The following is an 18,544-nucleotide window of genomic DNA, read 5'->3' as shown; positions in this document are numbered from 1 at the left end:
GCACTCAAGTCTCCCAGTTTCCAATGACCCTCCACGGTTGAGCCGTGGGCTTTCACATCAGACTTAAGAAACCGCCTGCGCGCGCTTTACGCCCAATAATTCCGGACAACGCTTGCCACCTACGTATTACCGCGGCTGCTGGCACGTAGTTAGCCGTGGCTTTCTGGTTAGGTACCGTCAAGGTGCGAGCAGTTACTCTCGCACTTGTTCTTCCCTAACAACAGAGCTTTACGACCCGAAGGCCTTCATCGCTCACGCGGCGTTGCTCCATCAGACTTTCGTCCATTGTGGAAGATTCCCTACTGCTGCCTCCCGTAGGAGTCTGGGCCGTGTCTCAGTCCCAGTGTGGCCGATCACCCTCTCAGGTCGGCTACGCATCGTTGCCTTGGTGAGCCGTTACCTCACCAACTAGCTAATGCGCCGCGGGCCCATCTGTAAGTGATAGCCGAAACCATCTTTCAATATAGTACCAGGAGGTACTATATATTATCCGGTATTAGCTCCGGTTTCCCGAAGTTATCCCAGTCTTACAGGCAGGTTGCCCACGTGTTACTCACCCGTCCGCCGCTAACTTCTTTAAAGCAAGCTCTAAAGAAGTTCGCTCGACTTGCATGTATTAGGCACGCCGCCAGCGTTCGTCCTGAGCCAGGATCAAACTCTCCGTAGAGTATTTGATTGCTCAAAATGTTTGCTGACTTATCGTCAATTTATTGTTTTGTCGATTTTAAAAATCGACTTGCACGCTATTGTTTTGTTTAGTTTTCAAAGAACATTTTTCAGTGCCGCTCTCAGAAGCGACTTTATTATCTTACCAAATCAAAAACTATAAGTCAACATCTTTTTTGATGTTTTTTATTTTTCGATGTTTGTTGTTTTTTGTTTTTGAACAACGAATATTAATATACCACCTTCATCATTCGATAGCAACTGTTTTATGCACATTATTTAATGGTAAATTATAGATTAGTATTTAAATGATAGTATACCGTAATAAAGAATATTTGATAATATCTTCTATCCACTCTGAATACAAATAAACTAATGGAATAGAACCCCTCATTCTTTATTAGCTATCGATAAAAAAGTACCACAGGTCATTTTGCCTGTGGTACTAACATTATTATTTATGACGCATTTGCGGGAATAGTAGTACATCTCGAATAGATGGTGCGTTTGTTAATAGCATAACAAGTCGATCAATACCAATACCTAGTCCACCAGTTGGAGGCATACCGTATTCTAACGCTTCAATAAAATCATGGTCCATTTCATGAGCCTCATCGTTACCTTGCTCTTTTTCTACCAATTGAGCTTCAAATCTTTCTCTCTGATCAATTGGATCGTTTAATTCAGTAAATGCATTTGCATGCTCACGCCCCACGATGAATAGTTCAAAACGGTCAGTAAACCTAGGATCATCTGCATTTTTCTTTGCTAATGGTGAAATTTCTACAGGATGTCCATAGATGAAAGTTGGTTGAATTAGTGTTTCCTCAACTTTTTGCTCAAAAAATTCATTTACAATATGGCCAAATAGCATATGTTCTGTTATTTCAACTCCATGCTCTTTTGCTAACTGTTTCGCTTCTTCGGTAGTCATCTCTTTCCAGAAGTCTACTCCAGTTACTTCTTTAACTGCATCTACCATATGAAGCCTTTTCCATTGAGGAGTTAAATCTACTTCGTGTTCTCCATATGTTACTATCGTTTTTCCTAACACTTCTTTAGCAATATGTGCCACTAAGTTTTCTGTTAGGTTCATAATATCTTGATAGTCTGCGTATGCTTCGTACAATTCGATCATTGTAAATTCAGGGTTATGCCTAGTAGAAATACCTTCGTTACGAAATACTCGTCCAATTTCATACACTTTTTCTAATCCACCGACAATTAGACGTTTTAAATGCAATTCGATGGCAATACGCATATAAAGTGTCATATCTAACGCATTATGGTGTGTAATGAATGGACGCGCAGAAGCTCCACCAGCTATTGAGTGTAACATCGGTGTTTCAACTTCTAAATAGCCATTATCATCTAAATAGCGACGCATCGCTTGGATAATTTTACTTCGAGCAATAAACGTTTCCTTGCTTTCCGGATTTGTAATTAAGTCTAGATAGCGTTGACGGTAACGTTGTTCTACATCTTTCAATCCGTGATATTTCTCAGGAAGAGGTCGTAATGCTTTTGTTAAAAGCTCAAAAGAATTTACTTTAACAGAAAGTTCCCCGACTTTTGTTTTAAATATTAATCCTGATACACCGACTATATCCCCGATATCCGCACTATTAAAAATCTCATATGCTTCGTCGCCAACTGCGTCTTTTCTTACATACAATTGTATTTGTCCAGTAAGATCTTGTATATGGGCAAATCCAGCTTTACCTTTACCACGTTTCGTCATAATACGACCTGCAATGGTAACGGACACTTCTTTTTCATCTAGTGCTTCTTTTTCAGTTTCACCATAAAGAGTAAATAGTTCTTTAGATTGGTGTGTGCGTTCAAACTTACCACCGAATGGGTCTAAACCTTTCTCTCTTAAAGATTTGAGTTTCTCTCTACGGACTAGCAACTGGTCATTTAATTCTTCATGACTCATTATTCTTCATCTCCAATTATTAAATTATTGTATGTACAATATCTAAATATCTAGTTCTTACTATATATTTTTTCCGAATAATTATAAAGCTAAAACTGCCAGTTTACGCACTGGCAGTTTCAAAGAGTAATATAGGGGTATTATAGGATAGCCTTATCGGCATGTCAAACGACTTGAGTTGATACGTCTTCTGTTTCAGCTTGCTCGACTAGTTGATCAAGAACTGAAACTAGATCTAATCTAGTATTCATTTCATTAATAGCATTACGTACTTTCGCATTACCGCGCATACCTTTTAAATACCAAGCTGCATGCTTACGCATTTCTCGTACAGCTACAAATTCACCTTTTAAGTCGATAAGACGATCTAAATGTAACTTACAAACGTCCATCTTCTCTCTTACAGATGGTTCACCTACAAGTTCACCTGTCTCTAAATATTTAACAGTACGATATATTACCCATGGGTTCCCGAGTGCTGCACGACCTATCATCACGCCGTCAACACCTGTTTCATCTAACATCCGTTTTGCATCTTGAGGAGTTTGAACATCACCGTTACCGATTACTGGGATCTTCACAGCCTGCTTTACGTCCTTAATAATATTCCAGTCCGCTTTCCCTTCGTACATTTGTACTCTTGTTCGACCGTGAACTGCAACTGCTTGACCGCCAGCTTTTTCTACAGCTTGAGCATTCTCAATTGCAAAAATGTGGTCTTCATCCCAACCAATTCGCATTTTAACGGTAACTGGCTTATCCACCGCATCGACAACAGCAGAAACCATTTCATAAATTTTATTAGGATCTAACAACCATTTAGCTCCAGCATCGCATTTTGTAATCTTTGGAACAGGACAGCCCATATTAATATCTATAATATCTGCTGTTGTATTTTTATCTACAAATTTAGCCGCTTCTACTAGTGTATCTTTTTCCCCGCCAAAAATTTGTAAGCTTAACGGCTTTTCTCTTTCATCTATATACAGCATTCCCATCGTTCTTGCATTGTTCAAAAGAATCGCTTTATCGCTAACCATTTCAGCGCATACTAAACCTGCACCAAATTCTTTAACTGTTAATCGAAAGGCAGAATTACAAACACCAGCCATTGGTGCTAATACTACCTGATTTTTCATGGTGATATTACCAATCTTCAGCATACTCTCCTCCTTTCTTCATTATTCATCGTTCGGTCTTAATTCATCTATAGAAACGTTTAATTCTTTACTAACAGATATAATAAGTTGTTCGGACGGTTTTCTATTTCCTCTTTCTACTTCACCTAAGACTGACACCGATATCCCAAGACTTTTAGCTAATGATTCTTGTGTGAATCCTTTTAACTTTCGATAAGCCCGGATACGCCTTCCCCATTTTTCGGCTTCCATACTCTTACCCCTTCTTTACTTCGTAGTTCTTGTAGCTTTTCGTCATTTATCTCTTTAGGGATATGTTTGTAATCTGCAATCTCCCGTAATGGAATTAATACAAAACCTCTTTCCCACATTCTTGGATGAGGAATGATTAAGTCTTTAATTTCAATATTTTCTTGGTTATAAAGCAAAATGTCAAGGTCTAATGTTCTCGGACCCCACTCCACTTCCCTTTTCCTTCCAAAATGTTGCTCGGTAGCCTGTAGGAATGAAAGAAGTTCAGTAGGTTCCAAATTCACATTTACACTAATTACCATATTTAAAAAGGTAGGCTGCTCTTTATAACCTACCGGGTCTGTTTCATAAATGGAAGAAATATCTCGAACTTTGATAGCCTTATGACTATCTAAATGTCGTATAGCTTCCAATAAAGTTTCCTCTCGGTTCCCTATGTTTGATCCAAGAGCAATATAAGCTACATTCATATTTCCCTGCTCCTCGTCATTTCTACCGCTACAGAATCATAATGTCCTTTGATAGGCGGGTCTGGCTTTATTACCTTTACCGTACATTCATTGATTAACGGGAAACGCTCCAACATTTCTTGGGCAATTCTTTCTGTTACTGTTTCAACCAATTTATACGTTTCCCCTTCCACTACCTTTTTACAGGTTTCATATAGCTCAGCATAATTAACGGAAGCGTTTAAATCATCATTTTGACTAGCTTTAGATAAATCCAACAACACTACTAAATCAACATTAAAGCGTTGACCCAGCTTTGTTTCCTCTGGGAAGACACCATGATAACCGTAAAACTTCATACCAGTTACGTATATTTTATCTATAATGATTACCTCCCTTATTTATCATCGCATCCATCATTTTCGCCATTCTAGCAATTTCCTTCACATCGTGAACTCTCATGATGGAACAACCTTTCTCAATCCCTAAACAAACAGTTGCACCAGTACCCTCCATTCTCTCTGCTGGTGGAAGGTCATTTAAAACCGCTCCTATAAACCTTTTTCTAGACGTCCCTAATAAAACCGGATAGCCTAGATTCGTAATCTGATCTAAATGGTTCATTACCTTTAAGTTATCCTCCATCGTTTTAGCAAAACCGATGCCAGGATCTAATATTATTTGATCATCGGTTACTCCAGCAGCTTTAACAATTTCGATACTTTCATTTAAATCTTCAAGCATATCCGAAATTAGATTCGTATAATTCATGTTATCTCGATTGTGCATCAATATGATTGGCGCATTGAAATCAACTGCCACTTTCGCCATATTAGCGTCTGCTTTTGCGCCCCATATGTCATTAATAATATGAGCACCAGCTTGTAACGATGCTCTTGCAACTTCTGACTTGTAAGTATCAATTGATATCGGAACATTTATTTCGCTCGTTAACGCTTCTATCACAGGAACTACTCTTTCTATCTCTTCTTCCACCGATATTTGTGTATAACCAGGTCTTGTAGATTCCCCACCAATATCAATTATATCCGCCCCGTGTTCTACCAGTTCCTTCGCCCGCTTAACTGCAACCTCGATATTATTGAACTTTCCTCCATCAGAAAAGGAGTCAGGTGTGATATTTAATATTCCCATTATTAATGTTTTTTCATTTATTGGGAGTTCATAAGTGCCTACCTTCCACTTATTTCGCAATGATGCAATCCCCACGTTCGTTAACCCCCTTAATATGTTTAGTAGAAGCTAGTTTGGAAGGACATAAAGAAATTAATGTTTGTAGTTTTTTTGTTACTTCACCTTGAGTACCGAAAAAAGACTTATCCTCAATTTCTGTTATCGGTAATACTTCTTGACCGGAGTTCGTAACAAAAACTTCATCGCTATCCATTAACATATCTATCGAATAAAACCCTTCCTCTACTTTAATATTACAATAATGAAGTAGTTGGATAATTAATCTTCTCGTTATACCGTCTAATATTCCTGTATCAACATGTGGTGTAAAAACTCTTTGGTCTTTCACCCAAAAAATGTTAGTAAGGATACCTTCCGCAATATACCCCTCTTTTGTTAAAAAAATCCCTTCCACATCTTTTCGACCTTGAAGCTCTTGGTACGCTATTAAGTTATTCAAATAATGATGGGATTTTAAACGAACATGACCTTCCGGTGTATTTCTTCTCGTCGATAAAATTACACCTGCTTTCGTAGAGTATGGGGCCATAGTTGCTTGCCGGGCAAAAATTAGCGTCGTTGGATTTTCATAAGGATAACTCGGCATTCCCCAAACATCTTCCCCTGCACTAACATTTAATCGAATACTACCATTCTCTATATTATTTGCTATTAACGTTCTCTCTATAGCTTGCAATACTTGTTCATCCGTATAGTCCCATTTTATTTTTACACTTTCAAGCCCTAAACGAAGTCGAAGAAGGTGATCTTCATATAAAAACGGGTATTGATTGTTAATTTTCATCGTTTCAAATAACCCAACACCGTACATATACCCATGGTCCATCACAGAAACAGCAGCTTTCTCTAATGGAACTATTTGACCATTATGATAAATTCGCATTCGAATAATCACCGTATTTATTAATAAAATTTAACAACATTTCTTTTCCGGCATTCGTCATAATCGATTCAGGATGAAATTGTACACCTTCTACTGGTAATGTTTTATGTTTAATTGCCATTATTTCTCCTTCATCCGTCCACGCCGTCATTTCAAAACAATCTGGTAATGTCTCTTTCTTTACAATCAATGAGTGATATCGTGTTGCCTCAAACGGGTTTGGTAAGCTCTGAAAAATCGATTGTCCGGTATGATGAATTTCAGACGTTTTACCGTGCATCAGTCGCTCTGCTTGAATAACATCCCCACCGAATACTTGAGCAATAGATTGATGACCAAGGCACACCCCAAAAATAGGAATTTTCCCTGCAAAATGTTGAATAGCCTCCATACTAATGCCAGCTTCATTAGGAGAGCATGGACCAGGTGAAATCATTAAAAATCGTGGTTGGAGTTCCTCTATCTTCTTAATCGTAATCTCATCGTTTCTTTTCACGATTAATTCTTGTCCTAATTCACCTAAATATTGTACTAAGTTATACGTAAAGGAATCATAATTATCAATCATTAATATCATCTTTCTAGCTCCTCTCGAAAAAATCTCTCATCTTCACTCAACTGTTTTGCTTTCCAAAGTGCGGCTGCTTTCTTTAACGATTCTTTATATTCTCTTTTTGGAACAGAATCAATAACAATTCCTGCTCCTGCTTGTACATAAGCCCATCCATTTTTTACAACCATGGTACGAATTGCAATATTTAGTTCTGTATCTCCATTATAGCCAATCCACCCTATAGATCCTGTATAAACGGAACGTCTTACTGGCTCTAATTCTTCAATAATTTCCATCGTTCTTACTTTAGGTGCTCCCGTAATTGTCCCGCCCGGAAATGTTGCTTTTATTAAATCAAATGTATCTTGACCATTTCGTAATTTTCCTCTGACATTAGAAACGATATGCATGACATGTGAATACTTCTCAATAACCATAAATTCATTCACTTCGACGGTACCAAACTGCGCTACCCGACCTAAGTCATTACGTTCTAAGTCCACTAACATGACATGTTCGGCCCGTTCTTTTTCGTTTTCGATTAACTCGGTTGCTAATGCGAAATCCTCCGCCTCTGTCTTTCCTCTCGACCTAGTACCCGCAATCGGCCTTGTACTAATTTCATCTCCATCCTTTTTCACAAGCAACTCTGGTGAACCACTTACTATTTGGAATTCAGGAAAATGTAAATATCCCATGTAAGGAGAAGGATTAAATTCTCTTAATTTACTATATACTTCTATCGGGTGTGTATGTAACGGTTCCGCTTGTCTAACCGATAAATTAACTTGAAACACATCCCCTTGTCCGATATATTGTTTAATTTTTTCAACTGCTTCTATAAACTTCTCTTCTGATAAGGAAACTTCTCGATCACTTGAACTAGATAAGGACTCATATGAATAATGAGATAGTTGTTCCTGTTCAGATTGCCAAAGTGCTTCATAATAGCGCAACTTTTCAGTAGCATCACTATCTTCATCTAGTTCTTTATGGACAATAATATACAACGTTTCCGTTTCTTTATCTAAAATAAACACATCGTCAAATAGTAAGAAGTATAAATCTGGAAGCATTAAATCATCTTCAGCTATGCTCTCTATTTTTTCTATATATCTCATACAATCGTATGTAAAATATCCTATCGCACCTCCACTAAATGGGGGAAATCCTTCTAACGTTTCGGTTCTATACTGCCTCATCCAACTTTTCATACTTTCTAGCGGATTTCCTTCGATTATTTCGGTCCCGTTTGCGGAAGTAATGTGCAATTTGTCTCTTTTCCCCATAATTGTTGCAACTGGGTCCATTCCTACAATACAATAACGGCCTCCACGACCACTCTCTAACAATATATGATGTCGTTTATCCTTCACTAACGACTTATACTGGCGAAAAAATTTCTCCTGAGGATATGGAAAGCTAATTCCAGTAGGTATCTTCTTCATCATATTCACGCCCTATCTTCAATCTCTCTCCTATTTTACATGAAGCCTTTTCATTGTTGAATGCCCAAATTTAGAAATCTATTGATAAGATTTTAGTTAGTGTGTTCCGATTATGAATTTTATAATAAAAACATGAGAAAAAATATAAAAAAAGACCAAAAAAGGAAAACAGTATATTACCTGTTTTCCTTAGTTTGTAAAAATTAATTATAATTATTTCATACCTTTTAATAATTAGTCTTCAAATTGATATAAAGGAGTACTTAAGTAGCGTTCACCATTACTCGGTATAATCGCTAATACTTTTTTCCCTTTACCTAATTCTTTTGCAACTTTAAGTGCAGCGAATATTGCAGCACCAGAAGAAATACCTCCTAGAAGCCCTTCCTTCTTCGCAGCAAGTCGAGCATATTCAAAAGCTTCTTCATTTTTCACAGTAATTATTTCATCATAAATATTCGTATCTAAAATGGATGGAACAAATCCAGCTCCAATTCCTTGAATTTTATGTGGACCTGGTTTACCTCCAGATAGAACTGGTGAATCTGTTGGTTCTACTGCGACAATTTTTATATCAGGATAAGCTTCTCTTAAAACTTCTCCTGCTCCTGTGATCGTACCACCTGTTCCAATCCCTGAAATAAAAGCATCTAACTGGTTACCCATCTGTTCAACGATTTCTTTCCCAGTCGTTTTACGATGTATTTCTGGGTTTGCTTCATTATTAAACTGTTGTGGCATGAATAAGTTCTTTTCAGCAGCAAGTTCCTCTGCTTTACGAATCGCTCCACCCATTCCTTCTGGTCCTGGAGTTAACACTAGCTCAGCACCGTATGCACGTAGTAAGTTTCGACGCTCCATGCTCATTGTTTCAGGCATTACTAAAATAGCCTTAAGTCCTTTTGATGCTGCTATCATTGCTAAACCGATTCCTGTATTACCACTAGTCGGTTCAATAATCGTATCTCCTTCTTTTAATTCCCCTTTTGCTATTGCATCATCAATCATCGCTAAAGCAATACGATCTTTTACACTACTACCTGGATTCATAAATTCTAGTTTTAAATAAACATCTGCCATTTCTTCTTCTACTATACGGTTTAACTTCACAATTGGCGTTTGCCCTACAAGCTCATCAATCGAGTTTGCTACACGAACCATATTATCAGCCCCTTAATAACTAAGTAATCTTATCGGATTTAATCTTATTAAATCACTTAATGGTCGAAATTGTCAATCAATTAGGCTTTTCAAAAATTAATTCGTTTCCTCGTTGTCGTAAAGCCATTCAACACCAACTTCATTCCAAAACATTTCTACTCGGACTGGTTCCTCAATTTGTTCTAGTGCTAACATACGACGAACTTGGTCTTTCACATCCTCATAAGAAAAGTTTGTAGCATCTATCTTTTCATGCAAGTAAATAATGGCATAAGCTTCGTCCTCTAGTTGAATAGGGGTGCTCCACTTTCCACTTTGTAACTCACTAGCCTCTTTTATATATATTTCTGGATAATTCCCGATATGCTGAGAAGATAAATAACCAATATCGCCACCTTGATTTGCTGATAAATCATCTATCGACTTTTCCATTGCTAGAGCAGAAAAACTGGAGCCTTCTTTCAATTCTTTCATTACTTGTTCTGCTGTTTCTTTATCATTTACGATAATTTGTGAAAGATGGTATGACTCTGGAATATTGTATAATACTTTATTTTGTTCATAAAATTTTTGTACTTCATCCTCAGGAATGGTTACGTCTTTAACTAATAATTCCTCTAATTGAAGGCTAGTACGAATATGTTCTTTCATCTCTTCTACAGAATTCGAAGAAAAATTCGTATTATGCTGATAGATGGTCTTAATTAGCTTCCATTCTCGATCTACTTCTTCATCTGAAATGGTAATGTTATATTTATTAGCCATTACATTAACAACTTTTCTGTTTACTAACTCCTGTAACACTTCTGATCCGAAACGCTTTTCTAGTTCTGTCAGTAGCACTAATTTCGTTATCGGTGTCTCATCAACTTCCGCAACTACATCATCAACACTTTGCACTAAACTAACAACTTCCTGTGATTTGCTATTAGCTTTGTTTGTTGTAATAACAATTGTAATAATATTTATTACAATTAACCCAATAACACAATACCATAACGTTTGTTTTGATAACCTTTTAATATAGTGCAACATATATTTTTACCTTATCCTTTTGCTTGATCTAACATTTGTTCTAATTCTTCTTTTGTAAAATTGTATTTTGCATTGCAAAAATGACAATGCGTTTCTGCTTCGCCACCTTCTGTAATGATTTCCTGTATTTCATCTTTTCCTAATGAAATAATTGCACTTTCAAATCGTTCTCTTGAGCATTTACACTGAAAGTGAACTGGGACAGTTTCTAAAAACTTTACATTTTCTTTACCTAATATCTCTTCGATTAATTGCTCAGGCGTTAAGCCTTTTTCAATTAATTTAGATACTGGCGTCATATTATTAATTTTTGATTCTATAATGTTAATTGTTTCGTCATCTGTTCCAGGTAATAGCTGAATAATAAAGCCCCCAGCTGCTAAAATGGAATTGTCAGGGTTGACTAAAACACCAACTCCTACCGCTGACGGAACTTGCTCAGAAACAACAAAATAGTATGTGAAATCTTCCCCAAGTTCTCCAGAAACAATTTCTGTTTGACCAGAAAAATGATCCCTCATTCCAATATCTTTTACGACCGATAATGTTCCGTTCGTACCAACTGCACGTGCAACATCTAATTTCCCATGCTTATTTAATTCAAAATGTGTTTGTGGGTTTTGCACATAACCACGCACACTTCCACTAGCATTACTATCTACAAGAATAGTCCCTAATGGACCTCCTCCATCAATTTTCACAGTAATTTTGTTGTCTCCCTTTAACATGCTGCCCATCATCACAGTTGCTGTCATTGCTCTTCCGAGTGCAGCAGATGCAGTCGGCCACGTATAATGCCTTCTTTGGGCCTCCGCTACAGTTTCTGTTGTATTGGCAGCATATGCACGCACTTGTCCATTAAACGCTAGTGCTTTTACTAAGTAATCTTTCATCGGTGAAACTCCTTTCTATATGTCCTCTTCTCTTTTATTTTTTGTATATATTAAATATAAACCCTTTAACGTAAGAAACGGATCCACTATATCAATAACTTTTGATTCTTTTGCTATTAATTCTGCTAATCCTCCTGTTGCAATAACTTTAGGTTTTTCTTTACTTTCTTGCTTCATTCTCTCAACAATTCCTTCGACTTGTCCAACGTACCCGTATAAGATCCCTGCTTGCATTGCACTTACTGTTGTTTTTCCAATTATCCCCTCTGGTCTTGCGATTTCGATTCTTGGAAGTTTAGCTGCTCTTGAATATAACGCTTCTGTAGATATTCCAATCCCAGGTGCAATAGCCCCACCCATATATTGTTTTTTCTCGTTTATGTAACAATAGGTAGAAGCAGTACCAAAGTCCACAATAATTAAAGGACTTCCATATTCACGAATCGCAGCAACAGCATTTACAATTCGGTCTGCCCCTACTTCCCTTGGGTTTTCGTATTTTATGTTTAGTCCAGTTTTAATTCCAGGACCTACTACGATCGGATTAATTCCAAAGTATTTATTGCACATTCTTTCTAGAGAAAACATAATGGGAGGTACTACGGAGGAAATAATAATTCCATTGAAATCTTTAAATGATATTCCAACATGTTGTAATAAGTTTTTTACAATCATCCCGTATTCATCTTCTGTCTTATTACGACTTGTTTCAATTCTCCAATGATGAACAAGCTTATCCTTTTCGTAAACGCCTAGCACAGTATTTGTATTCCCTACATCTAAGACAAATATCATATGTATACCCCAACTTTGCTTAAGAATAATTCATGGCAACATCATACCATACAATGTTTTCTTATGTTTATACAAACGTTCTATTTCTCGGGAAATGTTTTTTCGACATGCACGTGGATTATTCTACTCTTTTCGACTTAATGTTCCCTTTTTTATGTAGATAAAATACTTTGTTTCTTAAAATAAGTGTCGTTTTAAAAACTTGTATTAAACAAACAAAAAGATGCCATTACGGCATCTTTTTATTATTCGGATTTTGTATTGTCTTTATCCTTTTTTTCTTCATTGTCATCTCTTTTAGAGTTAATGTTTACTTTTACATCATCCTCTTTCGGAGTGTCTAACTTCGGTTCTGGTCTTTCTGGTAGAGTGCCGTGATCAACTAAATGTTTAATTTGTTCTGCATCTAGCGTTTCAACCTCTAATAACGTTTGTGCAATGATTTCTAGTTTATCTCTATTTTCCGTTAAAATAGTTCTTGCACGTTCATAACAATCTTTAATGATACGTTGGATTTCCATATCAATTTCATGTGCAATAGCATCACTATAATTTTGCTCATTTTGGATGTCTCTACCTAGGAAAACTTGACCACCTGATGCTTGACCGAATTGTAATGGTCCAAGTTTATCACTCATTCCATATTCGGTAACCATTTTACGAGCAATATTCGTTGCACGTTGGAAATCGTTGTGAGCTCCCGTACTTACTTCGTTAAATACTACTTCTTCAGCGACACGGCCACCTAATAGTCCAGTAATTTTATCTAATAGCTCCGGCTTTGTCATGAAGTAGCGATCTTCTTTAGGTAACATTACTGCGTAACCACCGGCTTGACCGCGTGGAACGATTGTTACTTTATGTACCATATCTGCCTCATCTAACATGACACCGATAATAGTATGACCACCTTCATGGTAAGCAACAATATTTCTTTCTTTTTCTGATATAACACGACTCTTTTTAGCCGGTCCTGCAATGACACGATCGATTGCTTCATCTACATCTAACATGTCAATATACTTTTTATTTTGCCTTGCTGCAACTAAAGCTGCTTCATTAAGTAAGTTTTCTAGGTCTGCACCTGAAAATCCAGGAGTACGCATAGCAATAGTTTTCATATCAATATTTTGATCGAGTGGTTTATTGCGAGCGTGTACTTTAAGTACTGCTTCACGACCTTTTAAGTCTGGACGGTCAACTGTAATTTGACGGTCAAATCGTCCTGGACGTAATAATGCAGGGTCTAAAATATCTGGGCGGTTTGTTGCGGCGATGATAATAATACCTTCGTTTGCTCCAAAACCATCCATTTCAACTAGTAATTGGTTTAAGGTTTGCTCACGCTCATCGTGACCTCCACCTAAACCAGCTCCACGTTGACGACCTACAGCATCAATCTCATCAATAAAGATAATACACGGCGCGTTTTTCTTTGCATTTTCGAACAAGTCACGAACACGTGATGCCCCGACACCAACAAACATCTCAACAAAGTCAGATCCACTGATAGAGAAGAATGGAACTCCCGCCTCACCAGCAACAGCACGAGCTAATAATGTTTTACCTGTCCCAGGAGGTCCCACTAAAAGAACTCCTTTTGGAATACGCGCTCCTAATTCAGAAAATTTTCTTGGGTCTTTTAAAAACTCTACAACCTCTACAAGTTCTTGTTTTTCTTCATCCGCACCTGCTACATCTTTAAATTTCACTTTTTTCTTCTCTTCACTATACAGTTTTGCCTTACTCTTACCAAAATTCATTACACGGCTTCCGCCACCTTGTGCTTGGTTGAGTAGGAAGAAGAATAAAATAAAGATGATGACAAACGGAATGATTGAAGTAAAGAATGTAACCCAACCGCTAGTTTCCTGTGCCTTTTCTACCTTTACACCAGGGTTTTGTGCAGCGTAAGCTTCGATTCTTTCTAAACCACTAGGCAGGACATCAACAATAAATGTTTTCCCTTCTTCAGCCCCTACTAAGGAACCTCTTACTTCATAAACTGAACGGACCGGTTGAATAGAAAACTGTTCTACTCTTCCGCCTTCTAGTTCTTGAATGAATTCACTATAAGACATTGGCTCCTGATTTGTTCCAGGATTGTTAAAAAAGCTAACTACACCAATGACAACTAAAAAGATTAATAAATAAAATATTGTATTACGAAATATTCTGTTCATCCCTTACCTCCTCCCGCAATAACAAGCTAAAGACAATAGTATCATAGAGAATTAATTCCATTCAAGAAATGTACTTTGAATGAATATTATTCTTCATTATTAGTATAAACTTCTGGTTTTAAAACACCAATATAAGGCAAGTTGCGATATTTTTCTGCATAATCTAGCCCATACCCTACTACAAACTCATCTGGTACGATAAATCCTACGTAATCCGCTTTGATGTTCGCTTTTCTTCCTGTCGGTTTATCTAACAATGTAACGATTTTAATGGATTTAGCCTTACGATAGCGAAATAGCTCCACTAAGTAACTAAGAGTTAGACCACTGTCAATAATGTCTTCGATAATTAAAATATCTCGACCTTCAACAGAAGTATCTAAATCCTTTAAAATCTTTACTTCACCGGAGGAAACTGTAGAGTTTCCATAGCTTGATACATCCATAAAATCTAATTCTAAATATGTATCGACACGTTTAATAAGGTCTCCCATAAATGGCATTGCACCTTTTAAAACGCCAATGACTAACGGAAAACGATCCTTATACTCCTCCGTTAATTGCTTGCCTAACTCTCTTATTTTTTCTTGTAGTTGTTCTTCGCTGTAAAGTACTTTTTCAATATCTTGATTCATTTCAATAATTGCCTCCCAAACTTCGACTCGACTTCCATGTAATAAGTAAAACTGGACCACCTGTATCCTCTTTTGCTTCATAGATTGATCGTGCTAACATTGGAACCCATAATATATTACCGTTTTTATCTGTAATAATTGGCCAGCGACTCCGCTCATGTATAGGGACTTTTTGGTCGATAAATATATTTTTTACCTTCTTACTCCCAACCATTCCTTTAAGTTGAATTCGGTCACCAAATATTCTAGATCTTACAATTAGCGGTAACGTTACGTGCGTTAAGTCAACTATAGCTGTATTAGAGGATTTACGAATATCCTTTTTAAATTCTGCTAAAACTGCACAATTAACCTCATCCCCACTAGGTAAAATAATTTTCCCTGGAATATTTACAGTTAATGCATACGGTTGATTACTTTCCGTTTCAAAAGTAAACAAACATTCATTATAAGAACGTTTAACCGTTAATCCGTTTGGAAAATCCAATGAACCTGAAGGATGTTCACTTGTTAATAACGATAATAAATTATTAATATGTATAGAGGATAAAGCTGGAGGAATTTCATTATTATAGAGATATTTTAATATTAGTTGAATCCCTCTTCTTTGTAAAGGTTTTGCCAGTAAACAGAATTCATTTCTGTCGATTTTAACGGAGCCTACTTCTTTACTTTTCATTACTTTATTCATTTTTTGATGCGTTAATTCCTGTAAGTACAATTCATCTTCTGTTAACCGCTCGCTAAACGTTTGGAATTTTTCATGAACTGTTGGAAATTCAGCTTTTAATGAAGGAAGAACAAAATGCCTTATTCGATTCCTTGTATAAGCATTCTCTTTGTTACTAGGATCCGTTCGGTACGGAAGATTTTCATCGTTTATGTATTTCTCAATCTCGTCTTTATCTACGCATAAAAGTGGACGAATGAGAAATCCAGTTGCAAATGGACGTAAAGGTTGAATACCTGCATAACCTAATGATACTGCACCTCTTCCGAACCGCATTAACATTGTTTCAATTTGGTCATCACCGTGATGCCCAAGAGCTAAGTATTCGGCTTTATATTTTTTCATTACTTCTTTAAAAAAGTGGTAACGACATTCTCTTGCAGCTGTCTGTGAGCTCATTTTTCGCTTTTTCATAAAATCAGTAACATTAATTTGAGTAGATTCAAACGGAATGTCCCATTGTTCACATAAAGCCTTTACAAAATACAGATCCTCTTCCGATTCTTTTCCTCTAAACATATGGTCTACATGAGCACATATAATTGTTATGTTTTTACTTAATTGTATGCTCTTTAGCAAATGTAATAGACAGACAGAATCCGTTCCTCCACTTACACCAACAACAACCGTTTTTCCACTCTTCAATAATTTATGCTTTTTTATAAAGGCTAACACTTTTTCCTTCATATACTAAACTCTTTTCCATAAATGTCATTTTCAATGCTTATCGTATCATTTTCACTTACTTAAGAGCAAAAAAGAAACATCATTTTTTTAAAAAAGTTAGCAAATGACTTTTACCCTATAATAGGTGACTGTAAACATAAAGAAAATAAATCATACAAACGACCGCAACTAACACGATAGTTTCTGAAAATCTTTTAATAAACTTTTTTGTCTTTCTTTGGTTTCTTCGAGCTACTCTACTTGTAACAGTTTTAGTTTTTGTAACCTTTGTTATTTTTTCCTTGTTTCTTGGTGCGTTACTCAAACTTTTTGCTAAAGCTTCCTTCATTTGTAAAGCATTCACAAAGTTCCCGTTCAATGCACTAGTAAGGAATTTTTCATGCGCTAATAAAAAAGGATGATGTTTAATCTTTTCTTTTAATTGTAAAACACCTCTACCGTCTTTTTCAAAACGGTTTGGATAGGCAGCATTAATCATAATCATTGCTACTGAAAACAAATCATACGACTCTTCTGCTCTTCTTGTTCCTAAGCCCCAATATCCTCGGTCAAAGAACTCCGTAAATTCCTTTACTGATCTACCTTTTAACGTAGTACCTCCTACGTCTAACATTCTCACTTTTGGTGGGTGTAGAGAAATCATTAAATTGTCTGGTTTTAAGTCACCAAACACCCAACCTTCCTTATGTAATATATGTAAATCAGAAAGCAACTGTAAAATTAATATACCTATCCATTCCTGCCCTCTTTGGTTAATAAAGGTGAGAAAGCTTTCTCCTCGAACGTATTCCATCACATAAAAAGAAATCGATTTTCCATGCATTATTTCCCAATCATCTACATCGATTAAAGAAGGTCCGAGGGCAAACCCTTGGACCTTCTCAAAATGACGTAATACATTAACTTCCGAAGTAATCGAAAGACTATTATCACTTATCTTTAGAGCTACTTGCTCTCCATTTGTACAATTCGCCAAATAGACATGACCTGTCGCCCCGTACCCAAGTGTTTTTATTATGCTGTAACGATTTTTATGCCATTTCCCAACAACCGTTGTCCCAGGGACGATTTTATAATCCGGACTCTTCCATGTACTGTTCATCATAAGCCACCTTGCTCCTTATGCCACTATTATTCTTAAAGTGGGAAATTGCCTCTTGAATTGCTGGACCAGTAGGTGTGATACCACCTGTTGTTAGTTTTGGAAAAATAGTAGAGAGTGATTCAAGCTTTGGTGTCCAATCTAACACTTTTTCTACTTCTTGGCGCTTCCCCGGGAAAACGAATACCCCATAGCTATTATGGCCAATTCTAGCATTTAGACTTAAACTAAGGTCAAACAACGCTTCCTTTACCGTTGGAAGTTTTGTCTTCATACTAGCACTAGTATCTACTAAAATTAAAATTTCAAGTGAAACTGTTTCACCTAGCTCATCTACTACTTCCATAACCTCTCCTCGTTTTTCTGGAGGTAATTCTTCCATACTAGAATTCGGACCTAATATTTGCTGTAGTTCTTTATTAATAACACCTTGTAATGTTTGCGTCATCGCTTTACGGGTAACCATTTGTACTGTTTGTGACAGCTGCTTAGCATACACTACTTGGCTTACCCCCCCACCAGACATTGCAATACCTTCAATTTCTTTCATTCCTCTATCATCAATAACATCACGGTCCATGACTCCGATAACATTTACTGTAATTCCATACTCTCGTGCTAATGCCGCCATTGCAATTGGGTCTTCACCTGAATTTGAACACCCGTCTGTAATTAATAGAATTTGTTTTAATGTACCTTTATACATTTTCCATCCCCTCCTAATGCTTACATACGCATTAGCATCATCGCCTAGATGGGAGTTTTTTATACATATTTTA

General features: G+C 36.7%; 18 protein-coding genes and 1 rRNA gene (1 of these 19 cut by a window edge). All 19 read right to left on the bottom strand.

Annotated elements, in window-relative coordinates; all coding sequences use genetic code 11:
* Positions 1-667, bottom strand: a 16S ribosomal RNA gene (locus BC6307_RS23450); it reaches 885 nt to the left of the window's first position.
* Positions 668-1,120: 453 nt separating this feature from the next.
* Positions 1,121-2,605, bottom strand: coding sequence for a lysine--tRNA ligase (gene lysS, locus BC6307_RS23445; RefSeq protein WP_066417976.1), 1,485 nt, complete (start codon positions 2,603-2,605; stop codon positions 1,121-1,123).
* Positions 2,606-2,769: 164 nt separating this feature from the next.
* Complete coding sequence (gene dusB / locus BC6307_RS23440) at positions 2,770-3,768, bottom strand: tRNA dihydrouridine synthase DusB (RefSeq protein WP_066417977.1); 999 nt, start codon at positions 3,766-3,768, stop codon at positions 2,770-2,772.
* Positions 3,769-3,786: 18 nt separating this feature from the next.
* Positions 3,787-3,996, bottom strand: a complete 210-nt coding sequence (locus BC6307_RS23435; protein ID WP_066417979.1) for a helix-turn-helix domain-containing protein — start codon at positions 3,994-3,996, stop codon at positions 3,787-3,789.
* On the bottom strand, positions 3,948-4,466 hold the full coding sequence (gene folK, locus BC6307_RS23430; protein ID WP_066417982.1) for a 2-amino-4-hydroxy-6-hydroxymethyldihydropteridine diphosphokinase: 519 nt from the start codon (positions 4,464-4,466) through the stop codon (positions 3,948-3,950). Before folK ends, BC6307_RS23435 begins: the two co-directional genes overlap by 49 nt.
* Complete coding sequence (folB, locus tag BC6307_RS23425; RefSeq protein WP_066417984.1) at positions 4,463-4,828, bottom strand: dihydroneopterin aldolase; 366 nt, start codon at positions 4,826-4,828, stop codon at positions 4,463-4,465. The genes folK and folB overlap by 4 nt, the downstream gene beginning before the upstream one ends.
* Positions 4,821-5,600: a dihydropteroate synthase gene (folP, locus tag BC6307_RS23420; protein WP_084380524.1), complete on the bottom strand. Its 780-nt coding sequence runs from the start codon at positions 5,598-5,600 to the stop codon at positions 4,821-4,823. Before folP ends, folB begins: the two co-directional genes overlap by 8 nt.
* Before the next feature lie 49 nt (positions 5,601-5,649).
* On the bottom strand, positions 5,650-6,543 hold the full coding sequence (gene pabC, locus BC6307_RS23415; RefSeq protein ID WP_066417986.1) for an aminodeoxychorismate lyase: 894 nt from the start codon (positions 6,541-6,543) through the stop codon (positions 5,650-5,652).
* The gene (pabA, locus tag BC6307_RS23410) at positions 6,527-7,120 is read right to left on the bottom strand and encodes an aminodeoxychorismate/anthranilate synthase component II (RefSeq protein ID WP_066417988.1); all 594 of its coding nucleotides are present in this window, start codon (positions 7,118-7,120) and stop codon (positions 6,527-6,529) included. Before pabA ends, pabC begins: the two co-directional genes overlap by 17 nt.
* Complete coding sequence (gene trpE, locus BC6307_RS23405; RefSeq protein WP_066417990.1) at positions 7,117-8,547, bottom strand: anthranilate synthase component I; 1,431 nt, start codon at positions 8,545-8,547, stop codon at positions 7,117-7,119. The genes pabA and trpE overlap by 4 nt, the downstream gene beginning before the upstream one ends.
* Positions 8,548-8,778: 231 nt before the next feature.
* Positions 8,779-9,705 (bottom strand): cysteine synthase A, encoded by a 927-nt coding sequence (cysK, locus tag BC6307_RS23400; RefSeq protein ID WP_066417993.1) that lies wholly within the window; start codon positions 9,703-9,705, stop codon positions 8,779-8,781.
* Between the two features lie 96 nt (positions 9,706-9,801).
* The gene (locus tag BC6307_RS23395) at positions 9,802-10,740 is read right to left on the bottom strand and encodes a peptidylprolyl isomerase (RefSeq protein WP_066417995.1); all 939 of its coding nucleotides are present in this window, start codon (positions 10,738-10,740) and stop codon (positions 9,802-9,804) included.
* An 11-nt stretch (positions 10,741-10,751) separates the two neighbouring features.
* The gene (gene hslO, locus BC6307_RS23390) at positions 10,752-11,633 is read right to left on the bottom strand and encodes an Hsp33 family molecular chaperone HslO (RefSeq protein ID WP_066417997.1); all 882 of its coding nucleotides are present in this window, start codon (positions 11,631-11,633) and stop codon (positions 10,752-10,754) included.
* A gap of 15 nt (positions 11,634-11,648) precedes the next feature.
* Positions 11,649-12,428 (bottom strand): type III pantothenate kinase, encoded by a 780-nt coding sequence (locus BC6307_RS23385; RefSeq protein WP_066417999.1) that lies wholly within the window; start codon positions 12,426-12,428, stop codon positions 11,649-11,651.
* 245 nt (positions 12,429-12,673) lie between these two features.
* Positions 12,674-14,611 (bottom strand): ATP-dependent zinc metalloprotease FtsH, encoded by a 1,938-nt coding sequence (ftsH, locus tag BC6307_RS23380; protein WP_066418001.1) that lies wholly within the window; start codon positions 14,609-14,611, stop codon positions 12,674-12,676.
* An 86-nt stretch (positions 14,612-14,697) separates the two neighbouring features.
* A complete protein-coding gene (hpt, locus tag BC6307_RS23375; protein ID WP_066418004.1) occupies positions 14,698-15,246 on the bottom strand; it encodes a hypoxanthine phosphoribosyltransferase in 549 nt (182 codons plus the stop codon).
* A gap of 1 nt (position 15,247) precedes the next feature.
* A complete protein-coding gene (gene tilS, locus BC6307_RS23370; protein WP_066418006.1) occupies positions 15,248-16,663 on the bottom strand; it encodes a tRNA lysidine(34) synthetase TilS in 1,416 nt (471 codons plus the stop codon).
* A 115-nt stretch (positions 16,664-16,778) separates the two neighbouring features.
* On the bottom strand, positions 16,779-17,768 hold the full coding sequence (locus BC6307_RS23365) for a protein kinase domain-containing protein (RefSeq protein ID WP_066418008.1): 990 nt from the start codon (positions 17,766-17,768) through the stop codon (positions 16,779-16,781).
* Positions 17,734-18,471, bottom strand: a complete 738-nt coding sequence (locus BC6307_RS23360; RefSeq protein WP_066418010.1) for a VWA domain-containing protein — start codon at positions 18,469-18,471, stop codon at positions 17,734-17,736. Before BC6307_RS23360 ends, BC6307_RS23365 begins: the two co-directional genes overlap by 35 nt.
* Positions 18,472-18,544: the final 73 nt, after the last annotated feature.

Source organism: Sutcliffiella cohnii, assembly GCF_002250055.1.
GTDB classification, from domain to species: domain Bacteria; phylum Bacillota; class Bacilli; order Bacillales; family Bacillaceae_I; genus Sutcliffiella; species Sutcliffiella cohnii.
This window is presented reverse-complemented; position numbering and strand designations above follow the sequence as displayed.

Coding starts and splice junctions, on each gene's coding strand:
- lysS (WP_066417976.1), bottom strand. CDS start 2,605: ATGAGTCATGAAGAATTAAATGACCAGTTGCTAGTCCGTAGAGAGAAA.
- dusB (WP_066417977.1), bottom strand. CDS start 3,768: ATGCTGAAGATTGGTAATATCACCATGAAAAATCAGGTAGTATTAGCA.
- BC6307_RS23435 (WP_066417979.1), bottom strand. CDS start 3,996: ATGGAAGCCGAAAAATGGGGAAGGCGTATCCGGGCTTATCGAAAGTTA.
- folK (WP_066417982.1), bottom strand. CDS start 4,466: ATGAATGTAGCTTATATTGCTCTTGGATCAAACATAGGGAACCGAGAG.
- folP (WP_084380524.1), bottom strand. CDS start 5,600: ATGGGAATATTAAATATCACACCTGACTCCTTTTCTGATGGAGGAAAG.
- pabC (WP_066417986.1), bottom strand. CDS start 6,543: ATGCGAATTTATCATAATGGTCAAATAGTTCCATTAGAGAAAGCTGCT.
- pabA (WP_066417988.1), bottom strand. CDS start 7,120: ATGATATTAATGATTGATAATTATGATTCCTTTACGTATAACTTAGTA.
- trpE (WP_066417990.1), bottom strand. CDS start 8,547: ATGATGAAGAAGATACCTACTGGAATTAGCTTTCCATATCCTCAGGAG.
- cysK (WP_066417993.1), bottom strand. CDS start 9,705: ATGGTTCGTGTAGCAAACTCGATTGATGAGCTTGTAGGGCAAACGCCA.
- BC6307_RS23395 (WP_066417995.1), bottom strand. CDS start 10,740: ATGTTGCACTATATTAAAAGGTTATCAAAACAAACGTTATGGTATTGT.
- hslO (WP_066417997.1), bottom strand. CDS start 11,633: ATGAAAGATTACTTAGTAAAAGCACTAGCGTTTAATGGACAAGTGCGT.
- BC6307_RS23385 (WP_066417999.1), bottom strand. CDS start 12,428: ATGATATTTGTCTTAGATGTAGGGAATACAAATACTGTGCTAGGCGTT.
- ftsH (WP_066418001.1), bottom strand. CDS start 14,611: ATGAACAGAATATTTCGTAATACAATATTTTATTTATTAATCTTTTTA.
- hpt (WP_066418004.1), bottom strand. CDS start 15,246: ATGAATCAAGATATTGAAAAAGTACTTTACAGCGAAGAACAACTACAA.
- tilS (WP_066418006.1), bottom strand. CDS start 16,663: ATGAAGGAAAAAGTGTTAGCCTTTATAAAAAAGCATAAATTATTGAAG.
- BC6307_RS23365 (WP_066418008.1), bottom strand. CDS start 17,768: ATGATGAACAGTACATGGAAGAGTCCGGATTATAAAATCGTCCCTGGG.
- BC6307_RS23360 (WP_066418010.1), bottom strand. CDS start 18,471: ATGTATAAAGGTACATTAAAACAAATTCTATTAATTACAGACGGGTGT.